15 protein-coding genes and 1 riboswitch are annotated in these 15,626 nt (G+C 69.3%); of the genes, 10 read left to right on the top strand and 5 right to left on the bottom strand.

All coding sequences use genetic code 11. The features are described from left to right. Positions 1-48: 48 nt before the first annotated feature. The 5 genes from FOZ76_RS20925 to FOZ76_RS20945 all read left to right on the top strand — a co-directional run bounded on the left by FOZ76_RS20925 (position 49) and on the right by FOZ76_RS20945 (position 4,428). Positions 49-246, top strand: a complete 198-nt coding sequence (locus tag FOZ76_RS20925; protein WP_143950210.1) for a DNA gyrase inhibitor YacG — start codon at positions 49-51, stop codon at positions 244-246. A 171-nt stretch (positions 247-417) separates the two neighbouring features. After that, complete coding sequence (locus FOZ76_RS20930) at positions 418-717, top strand: FmdB family zinc ribbon protein (protein WP_143950211.1); 300 nt, start codon at positions 418-420, stop codon at positions 715-717. A gap of 66 nt (positions 718-783) precedes the next feature. Further along, positions 784-2,583, top strand: coding sequence for an aspartate--tRNA ligase (aspS, locus tag FOZ76_RS20935; RefSeq protein WP_143950212.1), 1,800 nt, complete (start codon positions 784-786; stop codon positions 2,581-2,583). Positions 2,584-2,633: 50 nt separating this feature from the next. Then, on the top strand, positions 2,634-3,494 hold the full coding sequence (locus FOZ76_RS20940; protein WP_143950213.1) for an endonuclease/exonuclease/phosphatase family protein: 861 nt from the start codon (positions 2,634-2,636) through the stop codon (positions 3,492-3,494). A gap of 152 nt (positions 3,495-3,646) precedes the next feature. Then, positions 3,647-3,846: riboswitch (yybP-ykoY riboswitch) on the top strand. Positions 3,847-3,852: 6 nt separating this feature from the next. After that, entirely contained in the window at positions 3,853-4,428 is a 576-nt protein-coding gene (locus FOZ76_RS20945; protein WP_143950214.1) for a TMEM165/GDT1 family protein, read from the top strand. Between the two features lie 37 nt (positions 4,429-4,465). Here FOZ76_RS20945 and glmM read toward each other — a convergent pair whose 3' ends face one another. The 4 genes from glmM to FOZ76_RS20965 all read right to left on the bottom strand — a co-directional run bounded on the left by glmM (position 4,466) and on the right by FOZ76_RS20965 (position 9,494). After that, positions 4,466-5,803: a phosphoglucosamine mutase gene (glmM, locus tag FOZ76_RS20950; RefSeq protein ID WP_143950215.1), complete on the bottom strand. Its 1,338-nt coding sequence runs from the start codon at positions 5,801-5,803 to the stop codon at positions 4,466-4,468. 23 nt (positions 5,804-5,826) lie between these two features. Continuing rightward, on the bottom strand, positions 5,827-6,660 hold the full coding sequence (gene folP / locus FOZ76_RS20955) for a dihydropteroate synthase (protein WP_143950216.1): 834 nt from the start codon (positions 6,658-6,660) through the stop codon (positions 5,827-5,829). A 120-nt stretch (positions 6,661-6,780) separates the two neighbouring features. Beyond that, positions 6,781-8,640, bottom strand: coding sequence for an ATP-dependent zinc metalloprotease FtsH (ftsH, locus tag FOZ76_RS20960; protein ID WP_143950686.1), 1,860 nt, complete (start codon positions 8,638-8,640; stop codon positions 6,781-6,783). A 188-nt stretch (positions 8,641-8,828) separates the two neighbouring features. Continuing rightward, entirely contained in the window at positions 8,829-9,494 is a 666-nt protein-coding gene (locus FOZ76_RS20965; RefSeq protein WP_143950687.1) for an RlmE family RNA methyltransferase, read from the bottom strand. A gap of 47 nt (positions 9,495-9,541) precedes the next feature. Here FOZ76_RS20965 and FOZ76_RS20970 point away from each other — a divergent pair, with 47 nt between their 5' ends. Further along, entirely contained in the window at positions 9,542-10,201 is a 660-nt protein-coding gene (locus tag FOZ76_RS20970; protein WP_143950217.1) for a YhbY family RNA-binding protein, read from the top strand. 79 nt (positions 10,202-10,280) lie between these two features. On the opposite strand, the gene greA is transcribed toward FOZ76_RS20970, so the two are convergent. Continuing rightward, on the bottom strand, positions 10,281-10,757 hold the full coding sequence (gene greA / locus FOZ76_RS20975) for a transcription elongation factor GreA (RefSeq protein WP_143950218.1): 477 nt from the start codon (positions 10,755-10,757) through the stop codon (positions 10,281-10,283). A 197-nt stretch (positions 10,758-10,954) separates the two neighbouring features. On the opposite strand from greA, the gene hemC reads away from it, so the two are divergent. Genes hemC through FOZ76_RS20995 form a run of 4 tightly spaced genes read left to right on the top strand, consistent with a single transcriptional unit; the run spans position 10,955 to position 15,599 of the window. Beyond that, positions 10,955-11,926 (top strand): hydroxymethylbilane synthase, encoded by a 972-nt coding sequence (hemC, locus tag FOZ76_RS20980; protein WP_143950219.1) that lies wholly within the window; start codon positions 10,955-10,957, stop codon positions 11,924-11,926. Next, positions 11,923-12,792 (top strand): uroporphyrinogen-III synthase, encoded by an 870-nt coding sequence (locus FOZ76_RS20985; RefSeq protein WP_143950220.1) that lies wholly within the window; start codon positions 11,923-11,925, stop codon positions 12,790-12,792. Before hemC ends, FOZ76_RS20985 begins: the two co-directional genes overlap by 4 nt. 9 nt (positions 12,793-12,801) lie before the next feature. Continuing rightward, positions 12,802-14,130, top strand: coding sequence for a uroporphyrinogen-III C-methyltransferase (locus FOZ76_RS20990; RefSeq protein WP_143950221.1), 1,329 nt, complete (start codon positions 12,802-12,804; stop codon positions 14,128-14,130). A 2-nt stretch (positions 14,131-14,132) separates the two neighbouring features. After that, complete coding sequence (locus FOZ76_RS20995) at positions 14,133-15,599, top strand: heme biosynthesis HemY N-terminal domain-containing protein (RefSeq protein ID WP_143950222.1); 1,467 nt, start codon at positions 14,133-14,135, stop codon at positions 15,597-15,599. The last annotated feature ends 27 nt before the right edge of the window (positions 15,600-15,626 follow it).

Consider the following 15,626-nt stretch of genomic DNA (forward strand, 5'->3'; position numbering starts at 1 on the left):
CTGCGACATGCCCGAGGCTTTCCCCACCATTCCTCAGGAGGACCGGTCATGGCGACCATCGTCAAGTGTCCCACCTGTCGACGCGACGTGCCGTGGCGCGACGACAGCCCGTGCAAGCCATTCTGTTCGGAGCGCTGCAAATCGATCGATCTCGGCGCCTGGGCCAGCAACCGCTATACGATTCCTGGCCCGCCCGTCGATGACGACGCGTTCGACGTTGCCGATCCGCGCGCGCGCGACGCCTAGCGCCTGTCGACGCCGTGCGCCCGCGGGTTCTCCCCCCGGGCTTGAAACCCGCTGGCGGCGCCTCCATCTGGCTCACGCTCGCCCGGCGCTACCCGCGTTTTGCATGTCGCGGCTGCCTGGGAAAGGGTAAAATCAAGGGTTCGTCTTCAATTTCTTTGCGGGAATCGTCCCATGCCTATCTACGCGTACAGGTGCGAAGCGTGCGGTCACGCGCACGATGCGCTGCAGAAAATCTCCGCTGCCCCCCTCGTGGATTGTCCTGCCTGCGGCAAGCCCGCATTGGTCAAGCAGGTGACTGCCGCCGGCTTTCAGCTCAAGGGGTCCGGCTGGTACGTGACGGATTTTCGCAATAGCGGCAACGGCAAGGCCGCCGGCACGCCTGCCTCGTCCTCGACGGCCGACAGCGGTGCGGCTGGCGCCGCGCCGGCGAGCGCGCCCGCTGCGCCGGCCGCCGCGTCCGGCACAGCCTGACCCCAGCGCGGCGCCGCCGCGGGCGGCGCCGGGCCTTCCCCCGATATTCCATTTCCAGGAAGTTCTATGCGTACGTGCTATACCGGCCAGGTGTGCCGAGATCATCTCGGGCAGACCGTCACCTTGTTCGGCTGGGTGCATCGTCGTCGCGACCACGGCGGCATCATCTTCATCGACCTGCGTGACCGCGAAGGCCTCGCGCAAATCGTGTGCGATCCTGACGAGCCGGTATCGTTCGGCGTGGCCGAGCGGCTGCGCAACGAGTTCTGCGTACGCGTGGTCGGCCTCGTGCGCGAGCGCCCGGCCGGTACCATCAACCCCGAGCTGAAGTCGGGCGAGGTGGAGATCCTGGCCCGCGAGATCGAGATCCTCAACGCCTCGGTCACGCCGCCGTTCCAGCTCGACGACGAGAACCTCTCGGAAACCACCCGCCTCACGCACCGGGTGCTGGACCTGCGCCGCCCGCAGATGCAGCGCAACCTGATGCTGCGCTATCGCGTCGCCATCGAGGCGCGCAAGTACCTGGACGAACTCGGCTTCATCGACATCGAGACGCCGATGCTCACCAAGAGCACGCCCGAAGGCGCGCGCGACTATCTCGTGCCCTCGCGCGTGAACGCCGGCCAGTTCTTCGCGCTGCCGCAGTCGCCCCAGCTCTTCAAGCAGATGCTGATGGTCTCGGGTTTCGACCGCTACTATCAGATCACCAAGTGCTTTCGCGACGAAGACCTGCGCGCCGATCGCCAGCCGGAGTTCACCCAGATCGACTGCGAGACCTCCTTTCTCGACGAACAGCAGATCCGTGACATCTTCGAGAGCATGATCCGCACGATCTTCCAGCGCGTGCAGGGCGTGGAGCTGCCCAGCCCGTTCCCGGTCATGAGCTGGAAGGAAGCCATGGCCAAGTACGGCTCGGACAAGCCGGACATGCGCGTGGCGCTGGCGTTCACCGATGTCACCGACGTCATGAAGGACGTCGACTTCAAGGTGTTCGCATCGGCCGCGAACAGCGAGGGCGGCCGCGTGGTGGCCCTGCGCGTGCCCGGCGGTGCGGCGCTCTCGCGCTCCGAGATCGACGCCTACACGCAGTTCGTGGGCATCTACGGCGCGCGCGGCCTGGCGTGGATCAAGGTCAACGAGGTCGAGAAGGGCCGCGAGGGCCTGCAGGCACCCATCGTCAAGAACCTGCACGATGCGGCCATCGCGGCGCTGCTCGAGCGCACCGGCGCGCAGAGCGGAGACATCCTGTTCTTCGGCGCGGACAAGGCCAAGGTCGTCAACGACGCCATCGGCGCGCTGCGCGTGAAGATCGGGCACAGCGAGTTCGGCAAGGCCAACGGCCTCTTCACCGACGCCTGGCGTCCGCTGTGGGTGGTCGACTTCCCGATGTTCGAATACGACGAGGAAGAGCAGCGCTACACCGCCGCTCACCATCCGTTCACCAGCCCCAAGGACGGCCACGAGGACCTGCTCGAGACGCGTCCGCAGGATGCCGTCGCCAAGGCCTACGACATGGTGCTCAATGGCTGGGAGATCGGCGGCGGCTCGGTGCGTATCCACCGCGAGGAAGTGCAGAGCAAGGTGTTCCGTGCCCTCAAGATCGATGCCGACGAAGCCCGCCTGAAGTTCGGCTTCCTGCTCGACGCGCTGCAGTACGGCGCGCCGCCGCACGGCGGGATCGCCTTCGGCCTGGACCGCATCGTCACCATGATGGCCGGTGCCGATTCGATCCGCGACGTGATCGCCTTCCCCAAGACGCAGCGCGCACAGGACCTGCTCACCCACGCCCCGTCGCCGGTGGACGAGAAGCAACTGCGCGAGCTGCACATCCGCCTGCGCAACCCCGAGGCCAAGAAGGCCGATTGAAGTCGCACGCACCGGGCGCTGGCGGCGCCCGGTGTGGCGTCGCCCCCCCCATGTCAGCTCTGCGCATCGTCAGCTACAACATCCACAAGGGCCGCTCCGGCCTCATCAGCCGGGCGCGCCTGAACGAACTGCGCCTGGGGCTGTACGGCCTGAACGCCGACCTGATGTTCCTGCAGGAAGTCCAGGGTCGCAACGATCGGGCGGCTGGCCTCGATGCACAGCACGAGTCGCTGGCCGCGGCCCTGCATTGCGAAGTGGCCTACGGCTGCAACGCGGTGCGCCGCTACACGGACCATGGCAATGCGCTGCTGTCGCGCTTTCCCATCGTCGGCCACGAAAACCAGAACATCTCCGATCACCGCCTCGAGCAGCGCGGTCTGCTGCATGCGCGCGTACAGGTGCAGGCGCACGAGGTGCATTGCTTCGTCGTGCACCTGGGCCTGTTCGGCGTGAGCCGCGGGCGCCAGCTCGAAGCCCTGATCGAGCGCATCGGCGCCAGCGTGCCGGCCGACGCGCCCATGCTGATCGCCGGGGATTTCAACGACTGGACCGGCGAACTCTCAGGAGTGCTGGTTCAACGGCTGCAGTTGCACGAGGTTTTCTCCTCGGCCGAGCATACGCGGGGCGCCGGGCTGCCGCGGCTGCAGGAGACGGTGCGCCTGCTGCGCGAATCGATGGCCCAGGCCGGCCGTCCGCCCGAGCTGCGGCGCAGGCCGGCGCCGCGCCTGGGCGCGGGGTTGCCCGTCCAGGCGCGTCCGCCGCGTACTTTTCCCTCGGCCATGCCGTTCTTCCGTCTGGATCGCATCTACCAGCGCGGCTTCGCGGTCCGCCGTGCAAGCGTGCTGCGCGGCTCGCCCTGGGTGACGATCTCGGACCACGCCCCGCTGCTGGCCGAACTCGAACTGCCCTGAGGGGCGAGGCTACGGTCGCGCCGCTGCGCAAGCCGTGGCCGCCGCTCGAGGCCGCACGTCCATCGGGGTGAGGATTTGTCGGTACATTTCACGTCGTCCGCCGGCTCGGACGAAAAAGCGCTTGGCGTTTGCCTGCCGTGATGCCTATAATTCGCGCCGTCATTGGGGAGTAGCTGCGTTCTTTTCAAAGAGAACGAGCCGGTGCCAACATGCTTGCCCGCCAGGGCATGGTGCCGGTGTCCAGCACCGATCGCATCGCATGCGATCGGGCCGGAATGCAAGACCTTTGATCGCGTCTCATCCGCGAGGGCCGGGGGATGGCGCGATCATTGCGTTCGTGCCGGCCCCTGGAGTCATTTTGGAAGCATTCCTCGTCTCGACCGGAGTGGTCGCGCTGGCCGAGATCGGCGACAAGACCCAACTCCTCGCCTTCATGCTGTCGGCCCGCTATCGCAAGCCTTGGCCGATCATCGTCGGGATACTCGCCGCCACCCTGGTGAACCATGGTCTGGCCGGGATGCTGGCCGAATGGATCACCGAGCAGTTCGACCCGCAGGCCATCGCCTGGGTGCTCGCCGCGAGCTTTCTGCTCATGGCGGGCTGGGTGCTCGTGCCCGACAAGCTCGAAGCCGCCGAAGAGCCGCGCTGGCGGCGCATAGGCGTGCTGGGCACCACCTTCGTCACGTTCTTCCTGGCCGAGATGGGCGACAAGACCCAGTTCGCGACCATCGCCATGGTCGCGCAGTACCAGCATTTCGGCGCCGTCGTGCTGGGTAGCACGCTGGGCATGATGATCGCGAACGTTCCCGCGGTGCTTCTGGGCGATCGTCTGGCTGGGCGCCTGCCGGTGCGTGCGGTGCGCCTGGTGGCCGCGCTGATCTTTCTCGGGCTGGCCGGATTCGCGGCCGTCGCCGCGCTGGGCATCGCGCTTTGAGCCTGGCCAGCGGGCATACCCGCGGCCTGGCGCAGGCTCAGGCCAGACTGTCGGCCAGTTGGCGCACCGCGGAGCTGGCGAGTTCGTCGTCCTCGGCCTCGACCATCAGGCGCAGCTTGGGCTCGGTGCCCGAGGCACGGACGAGCGTGCGTCCGCGACCGTAGAGGCGGGCCTCCACGTCCGCGAGCGCCTGTTGCAGCCCTGCATGGGTCCGCCAGTCCAGGCCGGGCTCCAGCGGAACGTTGATCATTTTCTGCGGATAGAGCCGCAGATCGGCCAGCAGTTCGGGCAGCGCCCGGCCCTGCGCGCGCATGGCGCTCAACACCTGCAGCGCAGCGATGATCCCGTCGCCGGTGGTGTGGCAGTCCAGGCAGATCAGGTGGCCCGAGCTTTCCCCCCCGAACTGCCAGCCTCGCTCGAGCATGGCTTCCATCACGTAGCGATCGCCGACCGCGGCGCGTACGAAGGGCAGCTTCAACGCCTGCATCGCGCGTTCGAACGCATAGTTGGTCATCAGGGTACCCACCACGCCGGCCACCGGGCCACGGGCCAGCCGTTCGCGCACGATCACATACAGCAGTTCGTCGCCGTTGTAGGCGCGGCCTTCGCCGTCGACCATGACGAGGCGGTCGGCGTCGCCATCCAGGGCGATGCCGACATGCGCGCGGTGTTCGCGCACGGCCGCGGCCACGGGGCCGGGGTGCAGCGCGCCCACGTCGTGGTTGATGTTCATGCCGTTGGGTTGCACACCGATGGCATGCACTTCGGCGCCCAGCTCGCGGAACACGTCCGGCGCCACGTGGTAGGCCGCGCCATGGGCCGCGTCCACCACGATGCGCAGCCCGGTCAGGTCGCGCGCATGCGGAAAGCTGCTCTTGCAGAACTCGATGTAGCGCCCGGCGGCGTCGTTCAAGCGGCGCGCGCGTCCCAGCCGCTCCGAGCGTTCACAGCCTACCGGCTCGTGCAGCACGGCCTCGATGCGCGCCTCGAGCTCGTCCGGCAGCTTCATGCCGCGCTCGGAAAAGAACTTGATGCCGTTGTCCTGGTAGGGATTGTGCGAGGCGCTGATGACGATGCCTGCGGACAGGCGCAGGGCGCGGGTGAGATACGCCACGGCGGGGGTCGGCATGGGGCCGGCCAGCAACACGTCCACGCCGGCTGCCGAGAGCCCGGCTTCCAGTGCCGATTCGAGCATGTAGCCGGAGATCCGGGTGTCCTTGCCGATGAGCACCATCGGGCGGCCGTGCGCCGCGGGCTGCTGGGCGAGCACGCGGCCGGCGGCATAGCCCAGGCGCAGGGCGAACTCCGCGTTGATGACGGGGCCACCGACCTCGCCGCGCACGCCATCCGTGCCGAAGTATTTGCGTTGATTCATAGGTGTTCTCGTAGGGCGTGGCATCAGGGCCGCAGCCGGGCCACTTCGGCCCAGACCGCCAGCGCATCCACGGTCTCGGCCACATCGTGCACCCGCACGATGGCAGCACCGCCCGCCACCGCGGCCAGCGCGCCGGCAATGCTGCCGGCCAAGCGTTCACCGACCGGCTTGCCCGTGACGGCCCCGATCATACTCTTGCGCGAGAGCCCGACGAGGACGGGATAGCCGAGCGCGCACAGGGCGTCGAGCCGCGCGAGCAGCCGATAGTTGTGCTCCACCGTCTTGCCGAAGCCCAGGCCCGGGTCGATGGCGATGCGTGCGGCCGCGACGCCCGCCGCACGCAGGGCGGCGCAGCGCCCCGACAGGTAGTGCGCCACCTCGGCCACCACGTCGGCATAGTCGGGCGGCGACTGCTGCATGGTGGTCGGCTCGCCATGCATGTGCATCGCCACCAGCCCGCAGCGGGGATGCGCAGCCGCGGCGGCCAGCGCCTCGGGGTGCGTGAAGCCGCTGATGTCGTTGAGCATGTCGGCGCCGGCAGCCAGCGCGGCGCGCATGACGGCGGGCTTGCGCGTGTCGACCGACAGCGGCACGCCGGCCTCGCGCAGGCCCTCGAGGATGGGCGCGACACGCGCAATCTCGTGCTCATCGGGCACCGTCTGTGCACCCGGGCGCGTGGATTCCCCGCCGATGTCCAGGATGTGCGCACCGGCCGCTGCCAATGCCCGGCCGTGGGCGATCGCCGCGTCCGTCGCGGTATAGCGCCCGCCGTCGGAAAAGGAGTCTGGGGTGACGTTGACGATGCCCATCACCAGCGGGGAACGGGTATCGAGTTCGTAGCGGCCACAAAGCAGCATGGGCGGGCAAAGTCGGAAAGGTGGACAAGCCCGGCGCGGCCGGCGGACGGCGCGGGCCGGGATGAAAAAAGCCGGGATCGCGAGGCGATCCCGGCTTGGGTCAGTCAAGCGCCTGGGCGGTCAGGCCGGCGCCGTGGCGCTGTTGCCCGAGGGCGTGACACCGCCGGCGGGCGGCTGCGCCGTCGAGTCGGAACTGTCCGACGGCGGGCTGGGCGGACGCGGGTCGCGGCCGGCCATGATGTCGTTGATCTGGTCGGCATCGATGGTTTCCCATTCGAGCAGGGCGCGGGTCATGGCCTCGACCTTGTCGCGGTGCGTCTCGAGGATGTCGCGGGCGACGGCGTACTGCTCGTCGATGATGCGACGCACCTCGGCATCGACCTTCTGCATGGTGGCTTCCGACACATGCGTGGTCTTGGTGACGCTGCGGCCCAGGAACACCTCGCCTTCGTTGTCCGCATAGACCATGGGGCCCAGCGAGTCGGTCATGCCATAGCGCATGACGATGTCGCGCGCGATCTGCGTGGCCCGTTCGAAGTCGTTCGAGGCGCCGGTGGTCATCTGGTCCATGAAGATCTCTTCGGCGATGCGGCCACCGAAGAGCACGGCGATGGTGTTGAGCAGGCGGCCCTTGTCCATGCTGTAGCGATCGCCCTCGGGCAACTGCATGGTCACGCCCAGCGCGCGGCCGCGCGGGATGATCGTGACCTTGTGCACGGGGTCGGTCTTGGGCAGCATCTTGGCGACCACCGCGTGGCCCGACTCGTGGTACGCGGTGTTGCGGCGTTCCTCCTCGGGCATCACCATGGAACGGCGCTCCGCGCCCATGATGATCTTGTCCTTGGCCTTCTCGAAGTCGGACATGTCGACCATGCGGCCGCTGCGGCGCGCGGCGAACAGGGCGGCCTCGTTGACCAGGTTGGCGAGATCGGCGCCCGAGAAGCCCGGGGTGCCGCGCGCCAGCACGCTGGCGTCGACGTTCGGCGCCACCGGCACCTTGCGCATGTGCACCTTGAGGATCTGCGCGCGGCCGCGGATGTCCGGCAGCGGCACCACGACCTGGCGGTCGAAACGACCGGGACGCAGCAGGGCAGGGTCGAGCACGTCCGGACGGTTGGTCGCGGCGATCACGATGATGCCCTGGGTGGTTTCGAAACCATCCATCTCGACCAGCATCTGGTTCAGGGTCTGCTCGCGCTCGTCGTTGCCGCCGCCCAGGCCGGCGCCACGCTGGCGGCCGACCGCGTCGATTTCATCGATGAACAGGATGCAGGGCGCGTGCTTCTTGGCGGTCTCGAACATGTCGCGCACACGGGACGCGCCCACGCCGACGAACATTTCCACGAAATCGGAACCCGAGATGCTGAAGAAGGGCACCTTGGCCTCGCCGGCGATCGCCTTGGCGAGCAGCGTCTTGCCGGTACCGGGCGAGCCCACCATCAGCACGCCGCGCGGAATGCGCCCGCCGAGCTTCTGAAACTTGGTCGGATCACGCAGGAAGTCGACCAGCTCCTGCACGTCTTCCTTGGCCTCGTCGCAGCCCGCGACGTCGGCGAAGGTGATCACGTTGGTGCTCTCGTCGAGCAGGCGCGCGCGCGACTTGCCGAAGTTGAAGGCGCCACCGCGCCCGCCTCCCTGCATCTGGCGCATGAAGAAGATCCACACGCCGATCAGCAGCAGCATCGGGAACCAGGACACGAAGATGCTCATCAGCAGCGAGGGTTCCTCGCGCTGCTTGCCCGAGACCTGCACGCCGGACTTCATGAGATCGCTGACCATCCAGAGGTCGCCGGGCGCGGTGAGCGAGTACGGCCGGCCGGTCTGGGGCGTGACGTAGAGCGTGTCGCCCTGAATGTCGACGCTGCGCACGCGCCCGTCCTGGGCGTCCTGCATGAATTGCGTATAGGACACCGAATCGGTGGTCTGGCCGCGGCCTTCGAACTGCTTGAAGACCGTGAAAAGCACCAGTGCGATGACCATCCACACTGCCACTTTGGAGAAGGTATTGTTGTTCAAGCTCGATCTCCTGCTTGATGAACTCGCCGGAAATGCCGGGCAGGCCGGTTCGCGGCAGTGCGGCTGGTACGGTAGGGGAAACTCTGCATGGATCAGATCAGGGCCGCATGGGCAGGCGACTGCAAAAGGGACTTGTATCCCGATTCTAACTCTTAGGCGCTGGCGTCCGCATGCGCGCGGGCAGCAGCTTTAAGACCCTTTGCAACCAGGAAAGTTTCGGCGGACTTGTCGCGCGACGCTTTCGGCTTGCGCTCGACGACGCGCTTGAAATTTTGTTTCATGTGCTGGACGATCTGCGAGAACCCGCTGCCGTGGAACGCCTTGACGATCAGGGCGCCTTCGGGCTTGAGGTGCGCGCATGCGAATTCGATGGCGAGTTCGCACACGTGCTGGATGCGGGCGGCGTCGGCCGCCCCTACGCCAGACAGGTTGGGGGCCATATCGGAAATTACAAGGTCCACCTCGGCGCCGTTCAGGCGTTCGTGCAGTTCGGCCAGCACCGCGTCATCGCGGAAATCGCCCTGGAAGAATTCCACGCCGGCCACCGGCTCCATCGGCAGCAGATCGAGCGCGATGGCGCGCCCGCGCAACACGCCGCCGGGGCCGGCGAGCCGCTCGCGCACCACCTGCGACCAACTGCCGGGCGCCGAGCCCAGGTCGACCACCACGTCGCCCGGCTTGAGCAGCTTCTCGGTGTCGAGGATCTCGGTCAGCTTGAATGCCGCGCGCGCGCGATACCCCTTCTGCTGGGCCAGCTTCACATAGGGGTCGTTCATGTGCTGGCGCAGCCAGTCTTTGGAAAAGCGGTTCTTAGCCACGTCTTGCTCTGTCGTTTTGGCCGTACTCTCGTACAATCCGGCCCATCATGTCCACACTTACCATCGAATCCAAGCTGCGCAGCGCTCTGCGCGCAGCCGCCCACCCCCTGCGCCCGGTCGTCCAGATCGGCGACAAAGGGCTGTCCGACGCCGTCGTCAAGGAGATCGACCGCGCCCTCGCCGCGCATGGCCTGATCAAGGTCAGCGCGACCGGCGAGCGCGGCGAGCGCCAGGCCATGCTCGCGGATATCTGCGAGCGCCTCGGTTGCGCGCCCGTGCATCACCTGGGCAAGGTCCTCATCCTGTGGCGCCCCACCGAGGACGATCCCAGCGCACGCAAGCTGCTGGGCGACAAGCTGCCCATGCCGGCCTCCGCGCTCGGGGTGCAGCCGCGCAAGGCCGACGAGCCCTACGTGCCCAAGAAACTGGCGGCCGAGGGACGCTCCGAGGCGCCGGTACGCCGCAAGCCGGCCAAGCCGGTGCGCGACGAGAGCAGCTTGTCGCCCCGCGAGCGCTACCTGGGCGCGGCGGGCCGCAAGAGCCCGGCGCGCAAGGCGGCAGGCAGCGGCACGGCCACGGCTCGCGGCAGCGCGCTTTCGCTGCGCGCCGGTGCGCGCGGCCCGCGTCCCGGTTCGGCGCCTCGCCCGGCCGCTGCCGGCAAGGCCCCGCGTACCGGGCCGGCCCGCCGCACGGCCAAGAAGGGCTGACCCGCCCCCGCAGCCTGGCCGCCGGGCAAAGAAAAAGGGTGCGCCGGGCGCACCCTTGTGCCACGGCGCGCGCTTGCCGTCAGATGTAGCGGACTTCCAGGATCGCGTATTCGCGCGGGCCCGACGGGGCCTGCACTTCGGCGACGTCGCCGGCGGACTTGCCGATCAGCGCGCGCGCGATCGGGCTGGACACCGAGATCAGGTTGGCGCGGATGTCGGCTTCGGTGTCGCCCACGACCTGGTACGTCACGGTTTCACCGGTTTCGAGATCTTCGAGATCCACCGTGGTGCCGAACACGACGCGGCCATCGGCCTCGAGCTGCGAGGGGTCTATGATCTGCGAGTTCGACAGCTTGGCCTCGAGCTCGCTGATGCGGCCTTCGATGAAGCCCTGCCGCTCCTTGGCAGCGTCGTACTCTGCATTCTCGGAAAGGTCGCCCTGGGCGCGGGCTTCCGAGATGGCGTTGATGACGGCGGGACGCTCCACGGTCTTCAGGCGATGCAGTTCTTCCTTCAAGCGCGCTGCGCCGCGGACGGTAAGAGGAATGGCAGCCATATCGTGTCTCTTCCTGCGAATTCGAAAAAAGCAAAAACAAGCCCCGGCGCACGAAGGGGCCGGGGCTGCGGATCTGGAAGCCCGCATTTTGGGCGAAAGACGGCAAACTTGCAAGGCGCCGCCGCTCGTGCGCGGTGCGTCCGCCGCTGGCCGCGCCTGTGGCACACTGCGGGCTGTTTTCGCCAGGTAAACCCCCCATGTCAGACCCATCCTACGCGCCTACACGTCTCGTCATCGCCACGCGCGAAAGCCGGCTCGCGCTGTGGCAGGCGCAGCACGTGCGCGAACGCCTGCGCGCGCTGTACCCGGACTGCCGCGTCAAACTGCTCGGCATGACCACGCGCGGCGACCGCATCCTCGACCGTACCTTGTCCAAGGTGGGGGGCAAGGGGCTGTTCGTCAAGGAGCTGGAGACTGCGCTGCTGGACGGGCGGGCCGACCTGGCCGTGCATTCGCTCAAGGACGTGCCGATGCAACTGGGCGCCGAGTTCGAGCTTGCCTGCGTGCTGCAGCGCGAGGACCCGCGCGATGCCTTCGTGTCGAACCGCTACCCGGGGCTGTCGGCCCTGCCGCCGGGTGCCGTGGTCGGCACCTCCAGCCTGCGCCGCGAGGCCCAGATCCGCGAGCGCCATCCCCATCTGCGCGTGCGCGCGCTGCGCGGCAATCTCGACACTCGGCTCGCCAAGCTCGACCGTGGCGACTACGACGCCATCGTGCTGGCCGCCTCCGGCCTGATGCGCCTGGGCATGGCCGAGCGCATCCGTGCCTGCCTCGACAGCGATGAGGTGCTGCCGGCGGCAGGGCAGGGCGCGCTGGGCATCGAGATTCGCGCCGGGCGGCCCGAACTCGCTGCCTGGCTCGCACCCCTGGCCGACGCGGACACCACGGCCTGTACGTCGGCCGAGCGCGCCGTTTCACGCACGCTGGGCGGTTCGTGCCAGGTGCCACTGGGCGCCTATGCCCAACGCGAGGGCGATACGCTGCGCCTGCGCGCGCTGGTGGCGAGCCCGGACGGGCAGCGCGTGCTGCGCGAATCCGCCGCGGCGCCGCTGGGCGAGGCGCACGCGCTGGGCGTGCGGGTAGCCCAGGCGTTGCTCGCTGCCGGTGCCGAGGGGCTGCTGCGCGATCTGGAACGCCTGGTGGATTCCGATTCGGTCCAGGCGCCATGACTCGCCCTGGCGACGCGGCGGCCGCGACCGAATGGTCGGCCGTGCTCACCCGCCCGGCCGGTCAGTCCGCCGAACTGGCCGCGCGTCTGCGCGCCCTGGGCTGGCGGGTGCATGACTGGCCGGCGCTGCTGCTGACCGGGCTGCCCGCCATCGACGTGCCGCAGCCGGGGGCGTTCGACCTGGTGATCTTCGTGAGCGGCAATGCCGCACGCTTCTACCTCGAGCAACTGGCCACGGCGCGTGGCACGCTGCGCGTGGGCTGGCCGGCGGACGTGGCGGTTGGCGCGGTCGGGCCATCGAGCGCAGGTGCCGTGCGCCGGCTGCTGGGCGATACCGTCGAACTGCTCGCACCGGCGCCCGACGCCCCGGTGTTCGATTCGGAGGCGCTGTGGGCGGTGCTCAGCCGCGGGCCGCTGCCGCGCGAAGTCCTGATCGTGCGGGGCGGCGAGGGGCGCGAGGGGCATGGCCGGCCCTGGCTGGCCGGGCGGCTGGCCGATGCCGGCGTGCGCGTCACGCTGTACGCCGCGTATCGCCGAGCTCCCGCCAGGTGGCCGGCATACCGATTGCGGCAGTTGCGAGCCTGGCGGGCAGCGGGGCGTCACCCGGTCTGGCACGTGTCGAGCCGCGAGGGTCTGGCGGCGATCCTCCAGCAGGTCGGCCCGGCCGACGCGGTCGCGGGCTGGACAGGCGGGCGGGTGGTCGTCGGCCACCCGCGGATCGCGGACGCGGTGGCTGCCGTGGCTCATAGTTGCGGGGTGGCGACACGCCGCTACGAAGGGCCCGGCGCAGCGCCCGAGTCCAGTGCCGTCGTGATACAAACAACTCTGCCGCACGACGACGCCGTGCTGGCAACCATCGTCAACTAGAATTCGCGCATGAGCTCCTCCGAGAACGATAAAGACGTGCCTTCCGGTGACACGTCCTCCGCAGCCGTCCCGGCTTCCAGCACGGCCCGGGCTTCCCAGGCACATGCCGATGCCGCGGACACCACAGGGCCTCGCCCCGAGGAACGGCGCAGCACCCAGGGCCGCTGGCTCGCGGCCGCGCTGGTCATTGCCATCATCGTCATCGTCGCGCTGGCGGCGACGCTGCGCCACCAGCAGCAACAACTCGACAATTTCGGCCGCGAATCCACGCGGCGCCTGGATTCGGTGGTGGCCGCCGCCGAATCCGCCAAGAGCCAGGCCGCGCAGGCTGCCAGTCAGGCGAGCGTGCATGACGGCAGGCTCGCTGTCCTGGACGGCCGCCTCGCGCGCCTCGAAGAAGAGCAGCGCAACCTGGCGCAGTCGTACCGCGACCTGGTGAGCGGCAATGACGAAGCCATGCTGGTCGAAGTCGAACAAAGCCTGATGCTGGCCGCTGAGCAGTTGCAATGGGCCGGCCGGGTTCCGAGCGCCATCGCCGCGCTGCAAATGGCCGATGCCCGGCTCGCGCGCGCGGCGCGTCCTGCGTTCGTGCCGGCGCGCCAGGCCATCGGCCGCGACCTCGGCCGCCTGCAGGCGCTGCCTTCGGTCAACATGGCTGCGGTGTCGGCGCGCATCGAGCGCCTGATGCGCGAGGTCGACGGCGTGCCGCTGGCGGCCGTCGGCGCAGCCGCGATCGATCCGGTGGCGCAGGCCGCACAGCCTGACGCGCCAGCGCCGGGCGCCGACGAGCGCCTGCCGGCCGACACCCCGTGGTGGGAACGCGCCTGGGTGCCGGTGCGCGACTGGGCGCAGCGCACGCGCGAGGCCACTTACGCGGAGCTGCGCGAACTGGTGCACGTGCGCCGCATCGACAATCCGGAAGCGCTGCTGCTGGCGCCGGAGCAGGCGGCCTGGCTGCGCACGAACGTCAAGCTGCGCCTGGCCGAAGCCCGCATCGCGCTGCTTTCGCGCGAGGGCGATCTCTGGCGGGCCGATCTGCAGGCCGCCGCGGATGCATTGAAGGGCTATGCCGACCAGGATGCCCCGCAGACGCAATCGCTGTCGCGCCAGTTGGCCGAGCTGAGCGAGATCGACCCCGCGCCGCGCCTGCCCGATCTGGGCGAGAGCCTGGCCGCTGTGCGCGCGCTGCTGTCGCAGAGCAGCCAGGAGGCATCCGAGCCGGCCGGCGCGTCGCGCTCGCCCGCCAACGGCGAGCAGCCCGACGGCGACGGGCCCGCCGAGCCTGCCGCGACGCCGCAGGCGCAGCCGCAGACGACTGACCAGGCCAGCGGGGGTTGAACATGCGCACCTGGGTATGGACCCTACTGCTACTGGGCATCGCCGTAGCACTCGCGGTGTTCGCCCGCGAACACGCGGGCAACATGGTCATCGTCGCGCCGCCGTATCGCATCGAGACCAGCCTGGCGTTCGCCGTCACGACGCTGGTCGTGCTGTTCTTCGTCATCTACGCGCTGTTGCGCCTGGCCGGCTGGACGCTGGGCGTCGGCGCGCGCATGCGCGCCTGGCGCGAGCAGCGCGAGCTCGTGCGCGAGCACGAGCGGCTGGAGCTGGGCTGGGTCAATCTGCTGCAAGGGCATTACGTCAAGGCGGAGCAGGGCTTCGATCAGGTGGCCGCGGTGACGCGCGCCACCGAGCGCCGGGTGCTTGCCCGCCTGTCGTCGGCGCGCGCGGCGCATGCCATGAAACAGTACGCACGCGCCGACGCCGCGCTGGCCGCCGCCAACACGGCGGCCAAGGACCAGCCGACGCTGGCCCTGGCGGCAGCCTGCACCAGCGCCGACATCCTGCTTGCCCAGGGGCGCCCGGCAGAAGCGCTGGCCGTGCTCGAGCCGGTACGCCAGGGCGGCGCCCGGCACGTGCACGTGCAGCGACTGCTCCTGCGCATCTATCTCGCCTTGCCCGACTGGTCCGAGGCCCTGCGCCTGGCGCGCGGGCTGGCGCGACACCAGGCGGCCGACATGGATCTGGGCCCGACCATCGAGCTGGCGGCGGCGAGCGGCCTGCGCACGGCGTCCGACGAGGCCGCGCGCCGCACCTTCTGGAAGTCGCTCAAGGCCAGCGAGCGCACCATGCCCGAGGTGGCGCTGGCCGCGGCCGACGTGTTCGCCGACGATGCGCCCATGGTGCGCAAGGTGCTGCAGGAGGCGCTGGATCGCCAACTCGATGCCCGCCTGCTGACCGCCTATTCGCAGTGCAGCGTGGACGAGGCGCGCATACGCCTGGAGCGCGCCGAAGGCTGGCTCAAGCAGCATCCCCAGCATGCGGAGCTGTTGCGCGTATTGGGCAGCCTGTGCCTGCGCCGGCAGCTCTGGGGCCCGGCAACCACTTATCTGCAGCGCAGCCTGCAGTTTCGCGACGACCCGCGCACCCATGCGCTGCTGGGCAGTCTCTACGATCGGTTGGACCAGCCCGAGGCCGCCACCCGGCATTGGCGTCTGGCCACGGCGGCCGTGGTCGGCCTGACCGTGCTCGACCGCGACGGTGCGCTGCCCGCCGCCGACACGCTCGGCGATCCGGCGCGCCTGTCGGCCGAAACCTTCGATCTGGACGAACCGGTCGAGCCCGAGGCCGTGGCGCCCCCGCCGGCGGCGATCGCCGCTCCCGAGGCGCTCGATGACTACGAGGTCGGCGCAGCGGATGCGCCGCCTCGCCTGGGAGATCTGGAGGACGCACCGCTGCCCGGCGGCCCCGCCGGCGGCATGACGGACGAACCTGATGCCCCGGGGCCAGGCCAAGGCGCGCGATAATTCGAGTTTTCTCTCCATTCAAAGCAA

The sequence above is a fragment of the Verticiella sediminum genome (assembly GCF_007558815.1).
GTDB classification, from domain to species: Bacteria; Pseudomonadota; Gammaproteobacteria; order Burkholderiales; family Burkholderiaceae_B; genus Verticiella; species Verticiella sediminum.

Excerpts from the sequence above, each read along its gene's own strand:
- FOZ76_RS20925 (WP_143950210.1), top strand. The coding sequence starts at position 49 with ATGGCGACCATCGTCAAGTGTCCCACCTGTCGACGCGACGTGCCGTGG.
- FOZ76_RS20930 (WP_143950211.1), top strand. The coding sequence starts at position 418 with ATGCCTATCTACGCGTACAGGTGCGAAGCGTGCGGTCACGCGCACGAT.
- aspS (WP_143950212.1), top strand. The coding sequence starts at position 784 with ATGCGTACGTGCTATACCGGCCAGGTGTGCCGAGATCATCTCGGGCAG.
- FOZ76_RS20940 (WP_143950213.1), top strand. The coding sequence starts at position 2,634 with ATGTCAGCTCTGCGCATCGTCAGCTACAACATCCACAAGGGCCGCTCC.
- glmM (WP_143950215.1), bottom strand. The coding sequence starts at position 5,803 with ATGAATCAACGCAAATACTTCGGCACGGATGGCGTGCGCGGCGAGGTC.
- folP (WP_143950216.1), bottom strand. The coding sequence starts at position 6,660 with ATGCTGCTTTGTGGCCGCTACGAACTCGATACCCGTTCCCCGCTGGTG.
- ftsH (WP_143950686.1), bottom strand. The coding sequence starts at position 8,640 with ATGGTCATCGCACTGGTGCTTTTCACGGTCTTCAAGCAGTTCGAAGGC.
- FOZ76_RS20970 (WP_143950217.1), top strand. The coding sequence starts at position 9,542 with ATGTCCACACTTACCATCGAATCCAAGCTGCGCAGCGCTCTGCGCGCA.
- greA (WP_143950218.1), bottom strand. The coding sequence starts at position 10,757 with ATGGCTGCCATTCCTCTTACCGTCCGCGGCGCAGCGCGCTTGAAGGAA.
- hemC (WP_143950219.1), top strand. The coding sequence starts at position 10,955 with ATGTCAGACCCATCCTACGCGCCTACACGTCTCGTCATCGCCACGCGC.
- FOZ76_RS20985 (WP_143950220.1), top strand. The coding sequence starts at position 11,923 with ATGACTCGCCCTGGCGACGCGGCGGCCGCGACCGAATGGTCGGCCGTG.
- FOZ76_RS20990 (WP_143950221.1), top strand. The coding sequence starts at position 12,802 with ATGAGCTCCTCCGAGAACGATAAAGACGTGCCTTCCGGTGACACGTCC.
- FOZ76_RS20995 (WP_143950222.1), top strand. The coding sequence starts at position 14,133 with ATGCGCACCTGGGTATGGACCCTACTGCTACTGGGCATCGCCGTAGCA.